Origin of the sequence: Flavobacterium cyanobacteriorum (assembly GCF_002251835.1) — a bacterium.
Lineage (GTDB): Bacteria > Bacteroidota > Bacteroidia > Flavobacteriales > Flavobacteriaceae > Flavobacterium > Flavobacterium cyanobacteriorum.
Map to the genome: position 1 here is coordinate 1 of NZ_NOXV01000221.1, position 17,330 is coordinate 17,330.

Annotated in this window: 18 protein-coding genes; 12 read left to right on the plus strand and 6 right to left on the minus strand. The window is 43.6% G+C overall.

Annotated elements, in window-relative coordinates; translation table 11 throughout:
- Positions 1-111 precede the first annotated feature (111 nt).
- Genes CHU92_RS05395 through porT form a run of 5 tightly spaced genes read left to right on the plus strand, consistent with a single transcriptional unit; the run spans position 112 to position 2,882 of the window.
- Positions 112-447 (plus strand): 2TM domain-containing protein, encoded by a 336-nt coding sequence (locus CHU92_RS05395; protein ID WP_094413394.1) that lies wholly within the window; start codon positions 112-114, stop codon positions 445-447.
- Complete coding sequence (locus CHU92_RS05400) at positions 448-939, plus strand: dihydrofolate reductase (RefSeq protein WP_094413363.1); 492 nt, start codon at positions 448-450, stop codon at positions 937-939.
- An 11-nt stretch (positions 940-950) separates the two neighbouring features.
- Positions 951-1,388 (plus strand): hypothetical protein, encoded by a 438-nt coding sequence (locus tag CHU92_RS05405; protein WP_094413365.1) that lies wholly within the window; start codon positions 951-953, stop codon positions 1,386-1,388.
- 50 nt (positions 1,389-1,438) lie between these two features.
- Positions 1,439-2,170, plus strand: a complete 732-nt coding sequence (gene ubiE / locus CHU92_RS05410) for a bifunctional demethylmenaquinone methyltransferase/2-methoxy-6-polyprenyl-1,4-benzoquinol methylase UbiE (protein WP_094413367.1) — start codon at positions 1,439-1,441, stop codon at positions 2,168-2,170.
- A gap of 1 nt (position 2,171) precedes the next feature.
- A complete protein-coding gene (porT, locus tag CHU92_RS05415; protein WP_094413369.1) occupies positions 2,172-2,882 on the plus strand; it encodes a type IX secretion/gliding motility protein PorT/SprT in 711 nt (236 codons plus the stop codon).
- On the opposite strand, the gene CHU92_RS05420 is transcribed toward porT, so the two are convergent.
- Positions 2,879-3,607 (minus strand): TrmH family RNA methyltransferase, encoded by a 729-nt coding sequence (locus CHU92_RS05420; RefSeq protein ID WP_094413371.1) that lies wholly within the window; start codon positions 3,605-3,607, stop codon positions 2,879-2,881. The two genes, porT and CHU92_RS05420, sit on opposite strands and share 4 nt — an antisense overlap.
- Positions 3,608-3,646: 39 nt before the next feature.
- Here CHU92_RS05420 and tamL point away from each other — a divergent pair, with 39 nt between their 5' ends.
- From tamL to CHU92_RS05445, 5 genes are all read left to right on the plus strand, one after another.
- Entirely contained in the window at positions 3,647-6,208 is a 2,562-nt protein-coding gene (gene tamL, locus CHU92_RS05425; protein WP_207759812.1) for a translocation and assembly module lipoprotein TamL, read from the plus strand.
- 47 nt (positions 6,209-6,255) lie between these two features.
- Positions 6,256-7,323 (plus strand): class II fructose-bisphosphate aldolase, encoded by a 1,068-nt coding sequence (gene fbaA, locus CHU92_RS05430; RefSeq protein ID WP_094413372.1) that lies wholly within the window; start codon positions 6,256-6,258, stop codon positions 7,321-7,323.
- A gap of 65 nt (positions 7,324-7,388) precedes the next feature.
- Positions 7,389-8,243, plus strand: coding sequence for an acetyl-CoA carboxylase, carboxyltransferase subunit beta (gene accD, locus CHU92_RS05435; RefSeq protein ID WP_094413374.1), 855 nt, complete (start codon positions 7,389-7,391; stop codon positions 8,241-8,243).
- A 127-nt stretch (positions 8,244-8,370) separates the two neighbouring features.
- On the plus strand, positions 8,371-9,711 hold the full coding sequence (gene ffh, locus CHU92_RS05440) for a signal recognition particle protein (protein WP_094413376.1): 1,341 nt from the start codon (positions 8,371-8,373) through the stop codon (positions 9,709-9,711).
- Positions 9,712-9,856: 145 nt separating this feature from the next.
- Positions 9,857-10,735, plus strand: coding sequence for a bifunctional 5,10-methylenetetrahydrofolate dehydrogenase/5,10-methenyltetrahydrofolate cyclohydrolase (locus CHU92_RS05445; RefSeq protein ID WP_094413378.1), 879 nt, complete (start codon positions 9,857-9,859; stop codon positions 10,733-10,735).
- Positions 10,736-10,887: 152 nt separating this feature from the next.
- Here the strand turns inward: CHU92_RS05445 and rluF are convergent, their stop codons facing one another.
- From rluF to CHU92_RS05465, 4 genes are read right to left on the minus strand one after another with little or no spacing between them, the layout of a single operon-like run.
- Entirely contained in the window at positions 10,888-11,703 is an 816-nt protein-coding gene (gene rluF / locus CHU92_RS05450; RefSeq protein WP_094413380.1) for a 23S rRNA pseudouridine(2604) synthase RluF, read from the minus strand.
- A 49-nt stretch (positions 11,704-11,752) separates the two neighbouring features.
- Positions 11,753-12,610: an alpha/beta fold hydrolase gene (locus CHU92_RS05455; protein ID WP_094413382.1), complete on the minus strand. Its 858-nt coding sequence runs from the start codon at positions 12,608-12,610 to the stop codon at positions 11,753-11,755.
- A gap of 32 nt (positions 12,611-12,642) precedes the next feature.
- Positions 12,643-13,422, minus strand: a complete 780-nt coding sequence (locus CHU92_RS05460; RefSeq protein ID WP_094413384.1) for a zinc ribbon domain-containing protein — start codon at positions 13,420-13,422, stop codon at positions 12,643-12,645.
- Positions 13,423-13,425: 3 nt separating this feature from the next.
- The gene (locus tag CHU92_RS05465) at positions 13,426-14,520 is read right to left on the minus strand and encodes a Nif3-like dinuclear metal center hexameric protein (protein ID WP_094413386.1); all 1,095 of its coding nucleotides are present in this window, start codon (positions 14,518-14,520) and stop codon (positions 13,426-13,428) included.
- Between the two features lie 67 nt (positions 14,521-14,587).
- On the opposite strand from CHU92_RS05465, the gene lpxK reads away from it, so the two are divergent.
- Together lpxK and CHU92_RS05475 are read left to right on the plus strand one after the other, a co-directional pair.
- A complete protein-coding gene (gene lpxK, locus CHU92_RS05470) occupies positions 14,588-15,613 on the plus strand; it encodes a tetraacyldisaccharide 4'-kinase (RefSeq protein WP_094413388.1) in 1,026 nt (341 codons plus the stop codon).
- The gene (locus CHU92_RS05475; RefSeq protein ID WP_094413390.1) at positions 15,585-16,400 is read left to right on the plus strand and encodes a purine-nucleoside phosphorylase; all 816 of its coding nucleotides are present in this window, start codon (positions 15,585-15,587) and stop codon (positions 16,398-16,400) included. Before lpxK ends, CHU92_RS05475 begins: the two co-directional genes overlap by 29 nt.
- Positions 16,401-16,445: 45 nt before the next feature.
- Here the strand turns inward: CHU92_RS05475 and CHU92_RS05480 are convergent, their stop codons facing one another.
- Positions 16,446-17,186 carry an acyl-[acyl-carrier-protein] thioesterase gene (locus CHU92_RS05480; protein WP_094413392.1) on the minus strand — a complete coding sequence of 247 codons (741 nt, stop codon included), beginning with the start codon at positions 17,184-17,186 and terminating at the stop codon, positions 16,446-16,448.
- Between the last annotated feature and the right edge of the window lie 144 nt (positions 17,187-17,330).

The following is a 17,330-nucleotide window of genomic DNA, read 5'->3' on the forward strand; positions in this document are numbered from 1 at the left end:
AAAAACTAACCATTCTTTTTTTTATTGTTTAGGACGCTATTGTTTTACAATTTAAAAAAAAGTAAAGCTAAAAATAATTTTGTATATCTTAGTTTTACCAAAAACTACTATATGGAAAGCAGCCAGCAGGAACTCTACGAATATGCCCGGAAGAGGGTAAAACAGAAAAAAAGGGTTTATTTTCACTTCATATTATTTTTTGTAAGCAGTATCTTCCTCTTCATTATAAACAAGGTCCTTAAGGTTGATGAATATGATGACTGGTACCTGTGGGTTATAACCGGCTGGGGATTTTTGTTTGTAATGCACTTCATAAAAGTATTTGTAACAGAGAGCTTCATTAATAAAAAATGGGAGCAGGAGCAAATAGCAAAGCTGGTGGCACGCCAGGAGCGCCGCATAAACCAGCTTGAAAAGAAAGTAGAAAACGATAATACACCCGTATAAATGACTGTTACCCTTATTGCCGCCATTGCGGAAAATAACGCCCTCGGCAAAGACAATAAAATGCTTTGGCACCTGCCTGATGATTTTAAGCGGTTTAAGCAGATCACCTCGGGGCACTACATCATTATGGGGCGCAAAACCTTTGACAGCCTGCCGGGAATACTGCCAAACCGTACGCACGTAATAATTACACGCCAGGAAGATTACAAAGCCGAAGGTTGTATTGTTGTAAATAGTCTTGACGCTGCTCTCGCAGCATCTCCGCAGGATGAAGAGGTATTTATAATAGGTGGTGGCGAAATTTACAGGCAGGCCATAAACATAGCAGACAAGCTGGACCTCACCCGGGTACATGGCATTGCCCCTGAAGCCGATGCGTTCTTCCCTGAAATAGACACGAGCAGGTGGAAAGTTGCCGGGAAAATTTTTCATCCGAAAGATGAAAGGCATCAGTTTGAGTTTACTTTTGAAACGTATATAAAGAGTTATTAATCATAAAGTATATGAACTTTAATTTTAATTTGAATAATTACAGTACTGGTAGCTTTACATTTACTCCTCAGGAAGACCTTTTTGCTAAATGCAATGCGCCTCAGGATAAAAGTGGCGTATATGTAGTTTATAAGGTTGGTGGCTCTTCAAAGGAAATAATATATATTGGATCTTCTGGACACATTAAACCTAACGGAGATATTGCGGTTAGATCCTCAGGAAAGGGAGGGATAAAAGGCAGGATAGTGTATGGGCATCAATTTAAGGACAAGAGGATTCGATCATGGAAAAACCAAATGATTATTGATAATATTGAATTATTAGAGATCGATTGGTTCGTAACTTATTGTGATAAAAATCGCGATAGTCCATTATATGTAGAAATAAATCTACTTCATGAATTCTACAAAAATAATAATGTCCTTCCGAAATGGAACCTCAAACTATAAGCTAGCATTAATGAAAACTTCCACTATCTTTGCCTTCTCAAAATACCGTAATGTCAAAACAAGTAACCCCTTATAAAGATTCAGGCCTCGGCAAAAAAGAGCAGGTAGCGCAGATGTTCGATACCATATCCGGCAGTTATGACGGCCTTAACCGCGTGATTTCTTTTGGCATTGATGTAAAATGGCGTAAAAAGGTACTGAAGCTTGTGGCGGCCAAAAACCCGCAAACCATACTGGACATTGCTACCGGCACAGGCGACCTGGCTTTGCTTATGGCTAAAACCGGCGCAGGCGAAATTATTGGCGCTGACATATCAGAAGGGATGATGGAAGTAGGCCGAAAAAAAGTAACGGCACAAAATCTTGACAGCCGGGTGAAACTGGTATATGGCGACAGTGAGAACCTGCCCTTCCAGGATAATTATTTTGATGCTATTACCGTAGCCTTCGGGGTACGTAATTTTGAAACCCTTGAAAAAGGCCTCGCCGAAATACTCCGCGTATTGAAGCCGGGAGGGCTATTGGTAATACTCGAAACATCGGTCCCTGTTAAGTTCCCCTACAAGCAGGGGTATAAATTGTACACCCGCTTTATATTGCCCCTTATAGGCAGGATATTTTCGCGGGATAAATCTGCATATGCTTACCTGTGCGAATCGGCTTCGGTTTTCCCTTTTGGCGAAGCGCTGAACAATATTTTACGAAAAGTTGGGTTTATAGACGTGAAACACATGCCACAGACTTTTGGCGTGGCAACGATATATACCGCTTCAAAACAATAACATGAAGAAATTGCTCCTAATAACCTTCTTGTTCTCCGGGCTGTGCAGCCATGCCCAGTTTGGCACCAATGTTTTTGGGAAGGATCCTATCATAAATCTGGAAAATTTTGATAAACAAAGAGTACACTGGGGCTATTTTCTTGGCTTTAACAGCTATAGCTTCAGGTTTGATTACATTGCCCCACCGGAGCAGGACATTATCGAGAAAGGCACAACAGGCTTCAACGTGGGGCTGGTGGGCAACCTGCGGATATTTGAATACCTGGACCTGCGTTTTGAACCCGGTTTATATTATACTCAGCGTAACCTTACATTTCCAAACATAGAAGGTACAACAGCCGACAGGCTCAGGGAAGTAAAATCAACTTATATACACTTCCCGTTACTGCTCAAATTTTCAAGCAAACGCACCGGGAATATAAAGCCTTACCTGTTGGGCGGTTTTTCGCGCACGCTAAACCTTTCAAGCAACGAGCAGGCCCAGGACGACAATTACAGCAACCGATTCAGGATGAAGCGCTGGACCAACAATTACGAAATTGGCTTTGGTATAGACCTGTACTTTGAGTATTTCAAGTTCTCGCCTTCGATAAGGGGCGTATTTGGCCTGGAGGATGAACTGATACGGGACAACAGGCCTGACAGCGAATACACAGGCAATGTTGGCTCCATGAAAACACGGGCTGTGCTTATCAACTTTACTTTCCACTAAGTAGCCCTCCTGAACTCACTGAAAATAATGGCTGAAGCAGTGGCCACGTTAAGGCTCTCTGTTACCTGCAGCCTTCCAAAACGGGGTATTGCAATTTTTTTAGTTACCAGCTTTTGAATTTCTGGAGAAATCCCGTTGGCCTCATTGCCCAGCACTATTACGCCTTGTTGGCCAAATTGTTGTCTATAAATATTTTCCCCGTCCATAAATGTACCGTAAACCGGAAGGCTTACCCCTGAAAGATACTCTTCCAGGTTGGTATAGGCAACCTTTACACGTGCAATAGAACCCATAGTTGCCTGTACCGTTTTCGGATTATAGGCATCAACACACGCTTCCGAACACACTATGGCCTCAATGCCAAACCAGTCGCAAAGCCTGATAATGGTGCCAAGGTTCCCCGGGTCGCGCACGTTGTCAAGCGCCACTACCAGCCCCTTATTAGGAGCAGGCTGCGGCGCAGGCATGGCAAAAACAGCCAGGCAGGCATTGGGCGTGGTAAGCGCGCTTATTTTTTTGAGTTCTGTTTCGGTTATCAGCGTTTGCTTATCCTGTGCAAATGTGCCAAAAACAGCTTCAGTAGTAAATAAATGGTATAATTCAAAATCAGAGGTCAGCAGTTCCTGCACCACCTTTATGCCTTCGGCAAAAAATAATTGGTGCTGTTTCCGGTATTTTTTTTGCTGAAGCCCCTTTATTAATTTTATTTGGTTTTTACTAACCATAAAAAATGTATTTTTGAATTACTATTCCGCAATAATACCTTGAGAAATAAAACAGCAAAAATAGTACTTATTATTTTATCTGGCCTTGTATTATATTCCTGCTCCATAACCAAAAGGGTGCCTGAAGGGAAGCGCCTTTTAATGAAAAATGAAATACAGGTAAATGGCGAAAAAAAGACTGAAGATGAGCTGAAAGACCAGTTATACCAGCAGCCAAACACTAACATACTTGGCTACAGGCTGAGGCTCAACTTGTATAATATGGCAAAACAAAATGCCGATTCATCATACAGGGCATGGCTTGAGCGCAAGCCCGGGCGGCATGAGCACCTTCGCAGGCTGCTTTCAGAAAAACAGGTGCAGCGGCTTGGTAAATCTTTTCTTGTATCCGGCCTGAGCAGTTTCCTTAAAAGAGTAGGAGAGCCGCCTGTTGTTGTTGACCCCTACCGTGTGAGGAAATCGGCTAACCGCCTATCGGCCTATTATTATAAAAAAGGCTTTTTCAGGAATAAGGTGGGCTACAGCATTGATACACTCGAAGGAAAAAAAGCACAGGTCACCTATAATATCATTACAGGCAGGCCGTACATAATTGACACCCTTACGGCCTTTATAGAAACACCGGCGCTTGACAGCCTTTACAATTTATCCAAAACTGAATCTATGGTCAAACCCGGTAAACAATATAATGAAACTGATTTTGCCGGTGAACGCGAAAGGCTTACCACGTATTTCAGGAATAGAGGTGCTTACCGCTTCCAGCAGAACTTTATACGATACATTATTGACACTGTTACATCTCCTTACAAAGCCAATGTTGACCTTGTCATTGACAACGAAACCATACGAAGGGGTGATTCCACTACAGTCAGGCCCTTCAAGCTGTACAAGATAAGCAGTGTAAACATCCATATTAAAAATCCCTCAGCTGAAGGCCAGCCCATAGATACCGTACGCTACAAAGGCTTTAACCTGATAAGCCCCGGCAGGCTTAACTACAGGCCAAAAGCAATAACCGATGCCGTATTCCTGTCACCGGGATCTCCGTTTGCCGACTTCAGGAGAACCCTTACCCTGCGCTATGTAAATAACCTTAAAGTGTTTTTCTATCCTTCTATACAATTTGTAGAAGATACTACAGATGTAAGCGGCTCCTCATTGATAACTAATATTTACCTGAACCCGCGCAAAAAGTATCGCTTCAATGTAACCGCTGATTTTACGCATTCCAATATCCAGGATTTTGGTATCCAGGGAAGCCTTGGGCTATCCATAAGGAATATTTTCAGGGGTGCCGAGATACTGGATCTTTCAACACGGGGCAATATAGGTTCATCCCGTGACCTCGCCATACAGGACAAGTCATTTTTTAATGTGTCTGAATATGGTGCCGATGCCAAGCTGAGTTTCCCAAGGATCTTTTTTCCTTTTAAAACAGATAGGATTATTTCTAAAGAAATGATACCCTCGAGCCTGTTGAGCCTCGGTGTAAGCAGGCAGCGCAACATTGGGCTGGACAAAGAAAACTTTACCGGTATACTAAGCTATAACTGGAGCCCGAGGCGGAATAGCAGGGTAACAGCGCGTTATGACCTTTTTAATATCCAGTATATCCGCAATGTAAATGCGGGCGCTTTTTTCAGGGTATATGAATCATCATACAATCGGCTAAACGATATAGCCAGAGCTAACCAGGCACAGGTGAATCCTGCCTACTTCGACCAGGATAATAATCTTACTATAGGTGACGGCGGTACTGATGGTTTTATTGCCGATGTGCAGTCGGGAAACATAACGCTTAATGAAGAAGACAAAAAGAACGTAAACAGTATTGAAGAAAGAAGGCAGCGCCTCACAGAAAATAACTTAATCTTTTCTTCAAATTTTACATATACCACAAGTACCCGCCAGAATTTAACGGACAACACTTTCTTTATCTTTAAGACAAAACTTGAAACCGCCGGAAATACACTGGGGCTGTTGTCTTCACTGACTAATAATAACAACAGGAGCGCCAGTGGTAACCTCACTTTTCTGGATGTAGAATACTCCCAATACGCCAAAGTGGAGCTGGACCTGATAAAGCACTTTGACCTGCGCAGGGGTACCGTGCTGGCTATGAGGGCCTTTGGCGGAATAGCCATACCTTATGGAAACTCTAACTCTATCCCTTTTGCGAGGAGCTACTTTGCCGGAGGCTCTAACGATAACAGGGCATGGCAATCCTATCGCCTTGGGCCCGGAAGGACAGGCGGCCGCAATGATTTTAATGAAGCCAACCTTAAGCTGGCCTACAGTGCCGAGCTGAGGTTTAACCTATTCGGGAAAATGAATGGGGCCATATTTGGCGACCTTGGTAATATCTGGAATGTTCTTGATGAGGTTGACGACCCCAATTTTACCTTCAATGGCTTTTCATCGTTTAAGGACCTGGCATTGGGTACGGGATTTGGCCTCAGGTATGATTTCAGCTTTTTTGTGGTAAGGTTTGATGTAGGTTTTAAAACGTATAACCCCGGCAGGCCCGAAAATGACCGCTGGCTGAAGGAGTACAATTTTTCCAATGCCGTCCTAAATGTTGGGATTAATTATCCTTTCTAAAGTTAAAAATACTATTTTTGTGGTTTAATTTTTAAAAATTCAACATAATGGCCCACAATATCAAGCCAGGTGTTGCCACCGGCGACCAGGTACAGGAAATTTTCAGGTATGCAAAAGAAAAAGGCTTTGCCCTGCCCGCAGTTAATGTAACAGGCTCAAGCACTATCAATGGTGTGCTTGAAACTGCCGCAAAATTAAAAGCACCCGTTATTATACAATTTTCTAATGGGGGCGCCGCTTTTAATGCCGGGAAAGGATTAAGTAATGATGGCCAGCAGGCAGCCATACTTGGAGGTATTGCAGGTGCAAAACATATACATACGCTGGCCGAGGCTTACGGCGCTACAGTTATTCTACATACCGACCATTGTGCCAAAAACCTGCTACCGTGGATTGACGGGCTGCTTGACGCCAGCGAAAAGCATTTTGCCGAAACCGGGAAGCCCCTGTACAGCTCGCACATGCTCGACCTTTCGGAAGAACCGATTGAAGAAAACATTGAAACCTGCAAAAAGTACCTTGAGCGCATGAGCAAAATGGGTATGACCCTTGAAATTGAACTAGGCATTACCGGCGGTGAGGAAGACGGTGTGGATAACAGCGATGTTGACAGTTCAAAGCTGTATACACAGCCTGAAGAGGTGGCATACGCTTATGAAGAGTTAAGCAAAGTATCTGATAAATTTACTGTTGCCGCTGCCTTTGGAAACGTACACGGCGTGTACAAGCCGGGCAACGTAAAACTTACACCCAAAATATTAAAGAATTCACAGGAATATGTGCAGAACAAGTTCAACACCGGGCATAACCCTGTAGATTTTGTTTTCCATGGCGGCTCGGGCTCTACGCTTGAGGAGATAAGGGAAGCTATATCATACGGTGTTATTAAAATGAATATTGATACCGACCTGCAGTTTGCTTTTACTGAAGGCATACGCGATTACATGACCGGTAAAATAGACTATCTTAAAACACAAATAGGAAGTCCTGACGGGCCTGATTCGCCTAACAAGAAACACTATGACCCAAGGAAGTGGATTCGCGAAGGCGAAATTACTTTCAACAAGAGGCTGGAACAGGCTTTTGCGGATTTAAATAATGTAAATACTTTATAGCAACAGTTAATAGGTACCAAACACAACTCCTAAACCTATTAACTCCTAAAACAGAACAACTGAATATGGCTTGGTTTAAAAGAACAGAAAAAGGTATACAAACACCAACGGAAGACAAAAAAGATGTACCAAAGGGTTTATGGTACAAATCGCCTACCGGAAAAATTGTAGATGCAGATGAATTGGCCAAAAACTTTTACGTAAGCCCGGAAGACGGTTACCATGTAAGGATAGGCAGCAAAGAGTATTTTGAAATACTTTTTGACAATAATGAATTTGAGGAGTTTGATAAGAACATGACCTCAAAAGACCCGTTAAAATTTGAGGATACCAAAAAATACAGCGACAGGCTAAAAGAGGCTATAGACAAGACAAAACTCAAAGACGCTGTGAGGACAGCCGTAGGAAAGTCAAAAGGTAAAGACCTTGTGGTTGCCTGTATGGACTTTGCGTTCATTGGCGGGTCTATGGGCGCCGTGGTTGGCGAAAAAATTGCCCGTGCTATTGATTACTCCATCAGGAACAGGGTTCCTTTCGTGATGATATCAAAATCAGGCGGGGCCAGGATGATGGAGGCGGCCTACTCACTGATGCAACTCGCAAAAACATCAGCAAAGTTGGCACAACTTGCCGATGCTAAAGTACCGTATATTTCGCTTTGTACTGACCCTACTACGGGTGGTACCACAGCATCATACGCCATGCTGGGTGATGTAAACATTTCTGAACCCGGTGCGCTGATAGGCTTTGCAGGGCCACGCGTAGTAAAGGACACTACAGGCAAGGAACTGCCGGAAGGCTTCCAGACGGCAGAGTTTGTACTGGAGCATGGGTTCCTTGATTTCATTACACCGCGTAAGGAACTGAAAGACAAAATAAACCTGTTCCTGGACCTGATACAAAACCAGCCAATACGATAATAAATAAATCCTGCCCGTTGCAGGATTTTTTATTTAAAGGCTGAAACCCCTGGTTTTTTAGTTTTAATGCATCTGACTTCAAAATCAAATCCTTAAATTTGCACCTCAATAAAAGAAAAGGGAAATTATGTTCGATAATTTAAGTGAAAAGTTAGATAAAGCCTTTCATGTATTAAAAGGGCACGGTAAGATTACGGAAGTAAATGTAGCTGACACGCTGAAAGAAGTGCGCCGTGCGTTGCTTGATGCCGACGTGAACTTTAAAATTGCAAAGGATTTTACCACTAAAGTAAAAGAAAAAGCTATCGGGCAAAATGTGCTTACTACCCTTCAGCCGGGCCAGTTGATGGTTAAGCTGGTCAAAGATGAGCTTACTGAACTTATGGGCGGCGATGCGGCAGGCATAAACCTTTCCGGCAACCCTACAGTTATATTAATGTCTGGCCTCCAGGGTTCGGGTAAAACCACTTTTTCAGGGAAGCTGGCTAATTATCTTAAAACTAAAAAGAATAAAAAACCGCTATTGGTAGCCTGCGATATTTACCGCCCCGCGGCAATTAACCAGCTTCATGTAGTCGGCGGGCAGATAGGTGTAGAAGTGTACTCTGAAGAAGGTAACCGCAACCCTGTTGAAATTGCACAAAACGCCGTAAAGCACGCAAAAGCAAATGGGTATAATGTGGTTATTGTAGATACTGCCGGCCGCCTTGCTGTTGATGAGGAAATGATGAACGAAATTGCTAACGTTCATAAGGCATTACAGCCACAGGAAACGTTGTTTGTAGTAGATTCCATGACCGGGCAGGATGCGGTAAACACTGCCAAAGCTTTTAATGACAGGCTTAATTTTGATGGTGTAATCCTTACCAAGCTGGATGGCGACACCCGCGGCGGTGCTGCCATATCTATAAAATCGGTTGTTAATAAGCCTATCAAGTTTATTGGTACAGGTGAAAAGATGGAAGCCATTGATGTCTTCTATCCTAACCGTATGGCCGACCGTATCCTTGGCATGGGCGATGTTGTGTCGCTCGTAGAAAGGGCCCAGGAGCAATATGATGAGGAAGAGGCGCGCAAACTACAGAAGAAGATAGCCAAGAACGAATTTGGTTTTGATGATTTCCTGAACCAGATACAGCAGGTTAAGAAAATGGGTAACATGAAAGACCTGATAGGCATGATACCCGGTGCAGGCAAGGCATTAAAGGACGTAGAGATTGAAGACGATGCCTTTAAGCACATTGAAGCCATTATACACTCTATGACACCCGGCGAAAGGAGCAAGCCGGCTATAATTGATGCCAAAAGGAAAAACAGGATTGCAAAAGGCAGCGGCACTTCCATACAGCAGGTAAACCAATTGCTCAAACAGTTTGACCAAATGAGTAAAATGATGAAGATGATGCAGGGAGGTGCAGGGAAAAACCTGATGAGGATGATGGGCGGAATGAAAGGCATGAGGTCATAAAATTTAAAGTTTAAGGTTTAAAGTTTCGCGGAGAAATTTTAAACCTTAAATTTTTTGTACCATATCGAACATACAACACAACACATAAGTAAGAGGTTTTGAGTGTAACTTTTTAACCTTGAACTTTAAACATTTTAACTACTTTATGATTTTATTAGACGGGAAAAAAACATCAGAGGACATTAAAAACGAAATTGCCGCAGAAGTGCAGCGCATGAAGGATAATAACGAAAAGGTGCCACACCTTGCCGCTGTTATTGTAGGGAATGACGGCGCCAGCCTTACCTATGTGGGCAGTAAAGTGAAAGCCTGCGAGAGGGTAGGATTTGAATCGACACTTATTAAAATGCCCAGCACCACATCAGAAACGGAGCTTCTGAAAACTATAAAAAAACTGAATGAGGACGATAACATTGATGGTTTTATTGTGCAGCTGCCACTGCCTAAGCAAATAGATACCCAAAAAGTTATTATGGCTATTGACCCAAGTAAGGATGTGGATGGTTTCCATCCGGAGAATTTTGGTAAAATGGCCCTTGACATGACCACGTTTATCCCGGCAACGCCTTTCGGGATACTTGAGCTTTTAGAGCGCTACAATGTAAAGACGGAAGGCAAGCATACTGTAGTTATCGGCAGGAGCCACATTGTAGGGCGGCCCATGAGCATACTTATGGGGCGTAAGGGTTTCCCGGGGAACAGCACAGTTACGCTTACCCACAGCCATACCAAAAATATCAACCAGATAACTACACAGGCTGATATTATAATAACAGCCCTCGGCGTACCAAACTACCTGAAGGCTGAAATGATAAAAGATGACGCCGTTGTGATTGATGTGGGCATCACCCGTGTAACAGATGATTCAGAAAAGGGTTACCGCATTACCGGTGATGTTGATTTTGAAAATGTGAGTAAAAAAGCGTCTTTTATAACACCTGTGCCCGGCGGTGTTGGCCCCATGACCATTGCCATGCTGCTGAAAAACACCTTACTGGCAAGGGAGCAGAAGAGGAATAAATGATTATGATATATTAACTAGTTTCTAGAAATTGGCTTTTTGGCACAAAATTTGTCTGTAGGAAATATATAGTTAATAAGATAAATAGTTTGATATTAAGTTAATTTGGGTTAGTTACAAAAGCCTTGGGATACCAAGGCTTTTTACGTAATACTTTATCGCCTGTTTCCCAATTTTCGCTGGTTGTCAGCTTTCGGTTGAGTTATCACAGACTTTTTGATATTTTTCTGCTCTGCTCTAGGCAGGCTCGCCTCTTCCGTTTTGCTGGAGGACTCAATAAGCTGGTTGAGTTCTTTTATTTCGGCAGGGGTAAGTTCACGGTATTTACCTACGGGTACATCAAGGGATATATTGATAATACGTATGCGTTTTAGTGCAGTAACTTCATACCCAAGGTATTCGCACATACGGCGTATCTGCCGGTTAAGGCCCTGTGTTAGCACTATACGGAAGATATATTTGCTTATCTGTTCTACTTTGCATTTACGGGTCACGGTGTCGAGTATAGGTATACCGTTGCCCATACGTTGTATAAACCGGTCGGTTATCGGCTTGTTTACCGTTACCACATATTCTTTTTCGTGGTTGTTCCTGGCGCGCAGTATCTTGTTTACAATGTCGCCGTCATTAGTCATGAAGATCAGGCCTTCACTGGCCTTATCAAGCCGCCCGATAGGGAATATGCGTTTCGGGTAATTAATATAGTCAACTATATTATTCTTAACCTCAATATTGGTGGTACATTCAATACCTACCGGTTTATTAAATGCCAGGTATATGGGTTTTTCTTTTTTCGCGCCCACGAGCTTACCGTCAACACGCACCTCATCCTCCGGGCTTACCTTAGTCCCCATTTCTGCCTGCCTGCCATTGATGGCCACACGGCCTTCTTCAATGAGCCTGTCGGCTTCGCGGCGGGAGCAGTAACCGGTTTCAGCAATATACTTATTGAGGCGTTTAAGTTCTTCCATGCAGCAAAGGTAAGGATATTGGCTTATTTTTTCAGCGATAGTAGAGTGGCTATAGCGCAGCCTCTTTGCCGAAAATAAAGCTGTATATCTTTTTATACAGCTTATCGTCATGCAGGCTGTGCCCAAGGCCTTTAGTAACCACAAATTCAGCATCAGGCCAGGCGCCGGCAATTTTTTTGCCTTCAGTAAAAGCTACTACATCATCATCAATATCATGTGCAAGCAGTCCCTTTGCTTTTATTTTAGAGGCAAAAAGGCTGCCTGAAAAATCTTTGGTACTTATCCTGAAGTGCTTGAGGAAATGATTTTGCAGCAGGCTGAATACCTTGTTGTTCAGCCCCAGCATATTTTTGTAATTATTAAGTATGGTATCGAGGTCGCAGGGCGCTCCAAGAATTACCATTTTTTCAACTACATCATTAGGATAGTGGGACTGGTAATACAATGCCGTAGCTCCGCCAAGTGAATGCCCTATCAATACCTGCGGTTTGTGCCTGCCTATTATAACATGTATAAACTCTGCATAGCGCGGTATGTTAAATTCAGTTCCCGATGATAAACCGTGAGCAGGGGCATCTATGGCAATAATGGTACTGCCCGACTTTTTGAGGTATGTAAGCAGCTGCTCCCATCTTGATGTGTTGCTTTCCCATCCGTGTACCAGCAGTATTTTTGTGTCGTTTCCTTTCCAGGTGTACATCTGGAAAATAAATTCACCGTGTGTGAGTATCTCTGCGTCTGCCGACTGTAATACATCCGGAAGCCTGTCTTTTGCCAGTTTCCCTTCCCTCGGCTCGCTGAAAAATTTATATGCCAGCTTTGCCGCTGTGGCCGGATAAACGTGGCTGACAGCATTGATATAAAATCCTACAGCGCGCTTTACAATATTGGTAAGGAGTTTCTGCATAAGCCAAAAAATCCCGCCGGAGCGGGATTCTGTTATATATTCGCGAACAATTGTTCCATTTTTTCCCTTTCTTCGTCAGCAAGGGTGCTGTCTACCAGTATCCTGCCGCTGTGCTCGTCAGTTATTATCTTTTTGCGGGCCGCAATTTCCATCTGGGTTTGTGGCGGTATGGTAAAGAATGAACCGGCTGAAGCACCTCTTTCAATTGAAACTACAGCAAGGCCGTTCCTTACGCTGCTGCGTATCCTTTTATAGGCAGCAAGAAGCCTTTCTTCAATCATCCCCTGGTACTCTGCCGATTTTTCAAGCAGGAAGTTTTCTTCTTTTTCTGTTTCGGCCATAATAGCATCAAGCTCTGATTTCTTGTGCTGCAGGTGCGTTCTTTTAGCTTCAAGCTTCTCTTCGCTTTGCGTAATTATTTCTTTTTTATGCTCAATAGAGGCCTTCATTTCTTTAATATGCTTTTCAGCAAGCTGTATCTCCAGCTCCTGGTACTCAATTTCTTTGCTTAAAGAATTGAATTCACGGTTGTTGCGCACATTCTTTTGCTGTTCAGTATATTTTTTAATGGCAGCATGGCGCTCATCAATGGCATTTTTCTTTTCCTTGATCTGCTCGTTTATGGATTCAAGGTCGTTTTTCAGCTTTTCAAGCCTTGTGCTTAGTCCTGCCACTTCATCTTCAAGGTCTTCCACTTCAAGAGGAAGTTCGCCCCTTACGTTCCTGATTTCGTCAATTCTTGAATCAATTAACTGTAAATCATAAAGTGCCCTTAACTTGTCTTCAACACTTAGTTCCTTGATGTTCGCCATAATTTATAAGTACTTAACTGGATTTGTATTCTCTTCCGATAAAATGATTGCAAAATTAGGGATTTTTTTCGTAAGATAACCAACTATATAATTTTTTGTATAACGCTCGCTTTCAAAGTGCCCAATGTCAGCTAAAAGCAGCTTCCCTTCGGCCTCATAATACTGGTGGTACTTCAGGTCGGCCGTCAGGAAAGCATCGGCTCCGGCAGCTATGGCGCTCTTTATGGCGAAACTTCCTGAGCCTCCCAAAACCGCTACTTTATTTACTTTTTTACCTGTAAGGGCGCTGTGGCGTATGCCCTGTGCATCCATTTTATCCCTGACGAAGGCAAGAAATGCTGCTTCCTCCATTGGCTCTTGCAGTTCGCCTGCCATACCCAGGCCTATATTTTGGTGCGTGTTGTTGAGGGTGTAAATTTCATAGGCTACTTCTTCATAAACATGACTGCTGAAAAGGGCCTTCAGGATTTTGCTTTCCAGGTGCTTTTCAAACGTAACTTCAATCTTTATTTCTTTTGTTTCGGTAAACTCACCACGGTTACCCACAACAGGGTCACTATCTTCATTACCCTGGTAAGTACCAATGCCCTGGCTGTTAAAGCTGCAGTTGTAATAGTTGCCTATGCTGCCTGCACCTGCATCAAACAGCGCGTTGCGCAGCTGCTCATGGTTTTCTGGTATGGTATAGGTAACCAGCTTACGGATGAAATTTTCTTTAGGAACTAAAACCCGGGTATTGACAAGCCCAAGCGCATCACAAAATATTTTATTTACACCTTGTTTATGATTGTCCAGTGCTGTGTGTACTGCATAAATGGCAACATCGTTCTTTATGGCTTTTATAAGGGCGCGCTCCACATAATTTTTGCCTGTTATCTTTTTAAGCCCGGAGAACAGGATAGGGTGGAAACACACCACAAGGTTACATTTTTTGGCAACAGCCTCGTCAATAACATTTTCAAGTGCATCATGGCAAACCAGTATGCCTGTGGCATCGGCGGAAGCATCACCAACAAGAAGGCCTACGTTATCAAAGTCCTCGGCATAGGCCAGTGGCGCCATTTCTTCAAGGACCGGTAAAATATCTTTAATTTTCATCAACAAGATGTTCAGTTAAGTATGAAAAATCTTTTATCCAAAGATAAAATATTATACTTTCGTTCTTATGAAGGACGTGCGAAAATTACTGTTCCCCTTCGCCATTTTGTATGGTATTGTTACGGGCATCCGTAATTTTTTGTACAACAGGGGTATCTTCAGGGCTTTTTCTTTTGATATACCGGTAATAGCGGTGGGCAACCTGAGCACGGGGGGCACGGGCAAAAGCCCTCTGACAGAGTACCTGGTCCGCCTGCTGAAGGATAGCTACAGCGTGGCAACCCTGAGCCGCGGCTACAAGCGCAGCAGTAAAGGGTTTGTACTGGCTGATGATGCCGCCACAGCCGCCACCCTGGGCGATGAGCCGTACCAGTTTCATTTAAAATTTCCGGATATACAGGTGGCTGTTGATGCTGACAGGGTAAATGGGATTACCAGATTGCTTTCACTTCCTGATAAGCCCGGAGTTATTGTGCTTGATGATGCCTACCAGCACCGCAGGGTAAAGGCAGGGTTATATATTTTGCTGACTGCCTATGGCGATATTTATGCAGATGATTTGATTTTGCCAGCCGGTAATTTGCGGGAGGGCAGGAGCGGGGCAAAACGGGCTGACATTATTGTGGTAACGAAATGTCCGCCTGACCTGGCGTTAAAGGAACAGGAAAATATAACCCGTAAGTTGAAACCGCAAATGCACCAAAAAGTTTATTTTACCTGTATTGCCTATGATGAGTGGGTGTACAGTGGGGAGGGTTCAATAAAAGTAACTGATGTAAAGCCACAGGATAAAGTTCTGGTGGCAGGGATAGCAAAGCCTGAGCCGTTTTTCAGCTTCCTGAAAAATGATACAGATCATTGCCTTACCTACCCTGATCATCATAATTTTACAGCAAGTGATATTGAGGCTATAATTAATAAATCAGACAACAGGATCATCATAACTACAGAGAAGGACTATACAAGGCTGAAAGGCAGCCTGCCCGCTGATAAGCTGTTTTACCTGCCTATCAAAAGTTCCTTTGTAAAAGACGCCGGTGATTTTGATAAAACTATTTTAGAATATGTGGGAAAAAGTACAGGAAACCGTTAAATACATAACTGAAAAAACAGGCTTCACGCCGCGCTATGGAATTATTTTAGGCAGTGGGCTTGGCAGCTTTACTGATGATATAGAAATAGAATACACGCTGCCTTACAGCGAAATACCTAATTTTCCTGTTTCCACAGTAGAAGGCCACAAAGGGGCGCTTGTATTTGGAAAAATAGGCCAGAACAAAGTTGTGGCCATGCAGGGGCGTTTTCACTACTACGAGGGTTACAGCATGCAGGAAGTTACGTTCCCGGTACGTGTTATGAAATATCTTGGTGTGGAAAAGCTTATTGTTTCCAATGCTTCGGGAGGGGTGAACAAGTTTTATAAAGTAGGGGATATTGTGCTCATATACGACCACATCAATATGATGCCTGACCATCCGCTGAGAGGGAAAAATGAGGTACGCTTCGGGCCGAGGTTCCTGAACATGAGCGAACCCTACAGCCGCAAAATGATAAGCAAAGCCAAAGAAATAGCCGTAGCACAGGGCATTGATGTAAAAGACGGTATTTACCTCGGGCTGCAGGGGCCTACCTTTGAAACGTTGTCAGAATACCGTATGGTGAAGATACTGGGCGCCGACTGTGTAGGCATGTCAACCGTGCCGGAGGTTATCGTGGCACGTCACATGGATATGGAAGTTTTCGGCATATCAGTAATTACCGATATGGGCAACGAAGAAAGCATAGAAGCCGTGAGCCACGATGAGGTGCTGCAGGCGGCCCGCAATGCCGAGCCTAAAGTGCGGTCTTTAATCCGGGAGCTGGTAGCCCGGCACAGCTAAACTATGGCCTGGTACTACCGCCAAAAACGTAATGCTTTGTATACTTTATCTCCAGTTTAGTTCTAGCGCAAAACAAGTTTTATCGTCTTTGACAATACTAAAATAAGCCTGATTTTTCGCTGTAGCATGGTATAGTTGTATCACATCGCCCAGTTGCAATTCGCGCATGTAATTCATATCAAAACTTTGGAGCTGGCCTTTCAGGAGCGGCCGGGGGTCTATAGCATCAAGGCACCACTCAAGGTATTTTACATTATTAGCGTGAAATACAATGTCAAGGTCCGATAATACAACTTTCCTTTCAGAATCTAAAACCGCATTACCTTCAATGGAAATTTTTTTTAATCCTTCTTTTGTAGGGAACATCCGTGGAAATTTTTCAAAATGCCCGTGGGGCAGGGCAAGGGCTTCTGCTCTCCTGATTTTCGTATTCAACACAGCCCAGTAGGTAGAACTGCCCACGATTTTCTTTTCGCCCAGGTACATCTCGAGCGCTCTTATGGAGCGCGAGCCCTGCAGGTCTTGTATCCACGTTTTCACTGTCACCACATCACGCCATTTAGGCAGCTCATCTATTTCTACATGCATACGGCTCAGCACCCACGCCTGGTCATGCTGCTGCATATCCGTGAAGCTGAGGCCACCGAGTTCGGCATGTTGTGCCGCCGTGAGTTGCAGCAGGTTGCATAGTTCCGTGTGCTTCAGTAGCCCGTTAGGGCTGCACTGTAGGAAATTTATTTCCCATTCATGGGTGTACACGGAGGTAAAATCAGGCGATACAGGCATAAAAGTACGTGCTAAGAACTACAAAAATATATAAAAATCTTCCATGCTAATGTTTTGGAGCGGCAGGCAACAAGGCTTACTTGCAGTCGCCGGTCCTGCTATCCGCTATATCTCCCCGCCGCCATAAGCGCGGCGGCGGGGAGG